At 46.6% G+C, this 1,952-nt stretch carries 2 protein-coding genes; both read left to right on the forward strand.

The window, feature by feature from the left end:
* The coding region (locus B7X71_RS16015) for a 2-dehydropantoate 2-reductase (protein WP_293601462.1) at positions 1-841 on the forward strand (841 nt) is incomplete at its 5' end.
* Between the two features lie 35 nt (positions 842-876).
* Positions 877-1,764: an AEC family transporter gene (locus B7X71_RS16020; RefSeq protein ID WP_293599302.1), complete on the forward strand. Its 888-nt coding sequence runs from the start codon at positions 877-879 to the stop codon at positions 1,762-1,764.
* The last annotated feature ends 188 nt before the right edge of the window (positions 1,765-1,952 follow it).

Below are 1,952 nucleotides of genomic sequence, written 5' to 3' on the forward strand. Positions count from 1 at the left end.
TGTCACTTACCTGTTACGTGATAAACGCCAAGCGCATATTCAAGAGCATGGCTTGGTAGTGGAGACGCCAAAAGGTAGTTATACGGTGCATCCTAAAACAGTGACCGCTCAAGAGCTAAAGCCGATCTATGACCTCATTATCTTGGCACCTAAAGCCTTTGATTTAGAAGACTCTTTACAGTCTATTGCTGGGGCCTCCAGCCAAGGTCTTATCTTGCCTTTCCTTAACGGCTTAGCGCATATTGAGCAATTGGATCAGCGTTTTGGTCGCGAGCGTGTGATGGGCGGTATTGCTCATATAGCAGCAACGATTACCGATACAGGCGCAGTAAAGCAATTAACGGATTTGCATGTTCTGACCGTTGGTGCGCGCACACCAAGTCAAGAGGCTGCGGCAAAAGCATTTTATGAGTCGTGTCAGAAGACGGACTTTAATGCAGTCTATAGCGAAAATATTGAGCAAGCCCTGTGGGATAAGTGGACTTTCCTAAGTACCTTGGCAGGGATGACCACTTTATGTAATGGTTCTATTGGCGAGATCGTTGCAACTCCCTATGGTGATGCGCTGACTAAAACCATGTTTGCACAGTGTTGTGCGATTGCAGATGCCCATGGATTTACGATCGCTGCTGGTGTGCAAAGCAAATCGATTGAGATGCTCACCGCAGTTGGATCACCAATGACGGCGTCCATGTTACGAGATTTAAATGCTGGCAATAAAACAGAGCATGGGCATATCTTGCTCGAGATGATTAATAAGGCGCAAGCTAAGCAATTGGATTGCGATTTAATCAAGATGGCATATACCCATATTGAAATAATCCAGCGCCGTAACACTTAAGCAATAAGTATGAGTATGGATATGAGTATTTGCTAATGATCTTACGCATTCTGGGTATTACCCTGCCAATCTTCGCAATTGTGTTCGCGGGGTTCTTATATGCACGATATAGAAAGCCCAATATGAGTGGTGCTAATCACACCCTCATTGATTTGGCATTGCCATGTTTTATTTTTATCTCTTTATCAGCTAAGCCACTGGATTTCACAAGCGCTGGTTATTTGGTGTTGGCGGCAGTATTGATAGTCGTTTGTTCAGGCCTACTAGCTCTGCCTTTGGCCAAGTATTCAGGAACGGGAGCGAAAGCCTTGCTGCCGTCCATCATGTTTACCAATGTCGGCCCGATTGGTATTCCGCTCACGGTCTTGGCATTTGGGCAAGATGGATTGGCGCCATCAGTACTTCTCATGGTGCTCTCCAATATTTTGATTTTCTCGCTGGGCTCGGCAGTGATGACGGGCAAGATGGATGCCAAAAGTATTTACGCCAGCCCCTTGGTATGGTCGATGGGTCTCGGTCTGTGGTTCGGTCACTTTCAGATGACTTTGCCAGATTGGCTAGATACCTCGGTCACCATGGTCAGCACTATTTTGATTCCCCTGATGTTGATCTCGCTGGGTACCCGCCTGGCCGAAGGAAAAATCGAGCATGTTAAAGCTGGGGTTGTTGCAACCGCACTTTCCATTGTTTTGCGCCTGTTGGTTGCCTATTTAGTCATATGGGCATTGCCTTTGGAGTCCATTCAGAAGGGCGCGTTGATCATTTTTGCCGGCTTGCCCCCTGCGGTATTTAATTACATCTTGGCTGATCGCCATAATCAAGAACCCCAAAAAGTAGCCTCAATTGTGATGGTGGGACACCTGCTGTCGGTGATCTATTTGCCGCTGGTGATTTGGCTGGCAATCTATACCGGCACCCCCTAAGCTCAAGCTGGTATTAAGCCCATTAATAAAGTGGTTAAGGTAGATAGGTAGAAGATAAGGCAGTTTGAGGAGATTCGATCTACTGTTTCTTGGGCTAATCAGTTACGGCAAACCCTTGCAGTTAATGCCTTGGCCAGACGGAGGGTTTTAGGGTGACTCATTTTCATGAGGAAATTAGCGTAAACCCC

The sequence above is a fragment of the Polynucleobacter sp. 39-46-10 genome (assembly GCF_002282275.1).